Below are 530 nucleotides of genomic sequence, written 5' to 3'. Positions count from 1 at the left end.
TTCGGCTCGCTCATCGCGGTGGGCGGCTTCCTCACCCCGCAGGGCGCGGCCGACTTCGGCTGGTTCGCCTACTCCCCGCTGTCGGACGCGGTCCGCTCACCGGGCATCGGCGCCGACATGTGGATCATGGGTCTGGCCTTCTCCGGTTTCGGCACCATCCTCGGCTCGGTCAACTTCATCACCACGATCATCTGCATGCGCGCCCCCGGCATGACGATGTTCCGCATGCCGATCTTCGTGTGGAACGTGCTGCTGACCGGTGTCCTGGTCCTGCTGGCCTTCCCGGTCCTCGCGGCCGCGCTGTTCGCCCTGGAGGCGGACCGCAAGTTCGGCGCCCACGTCTTCGACGCGGCCAACGGCGGAGCCCTGCTCTGGCAACACCTCTTCTGGTTCTTCGGCCATCCGGAGGTGTACATCATCGCGCTGCCGTTCTTCGGCATCATCAGCGAAGTGATCCCGGTGTTCTCCCGCAAGCCGATGTTCGGCTACATGGGTCTGATCGCCGCGACCATCGCGATCGCCGGTCTGTC

1 protein-coding gene is annotated in these 530 nt (G+C 66.0%); it reads left to right on the top strand.

All coding sequences use genetic code 11. The annotated features are described in order from the left end of the window. On the top strand, positions 1 to 530 hold a 530-nt coding region (locus OO52_RS45625; RefSeq protein WP_030659401.1), incomplete at both ends, for a cbb3-type cytochrome c oxidase subunit I.

Origin of the sequence: Streptomyces flaveolus, assembly GCF_000716535.1 — a bacterium.
GTDB lineage: Bacteria > Actinomycetota > Actinomycetes > Streptomycetales > Streptomycetaceae > Streptomyces > Streptomyces flaveolus_A.
This window is presented reverse-complemented; position numbering and strand designations above follow the sequence as displayed.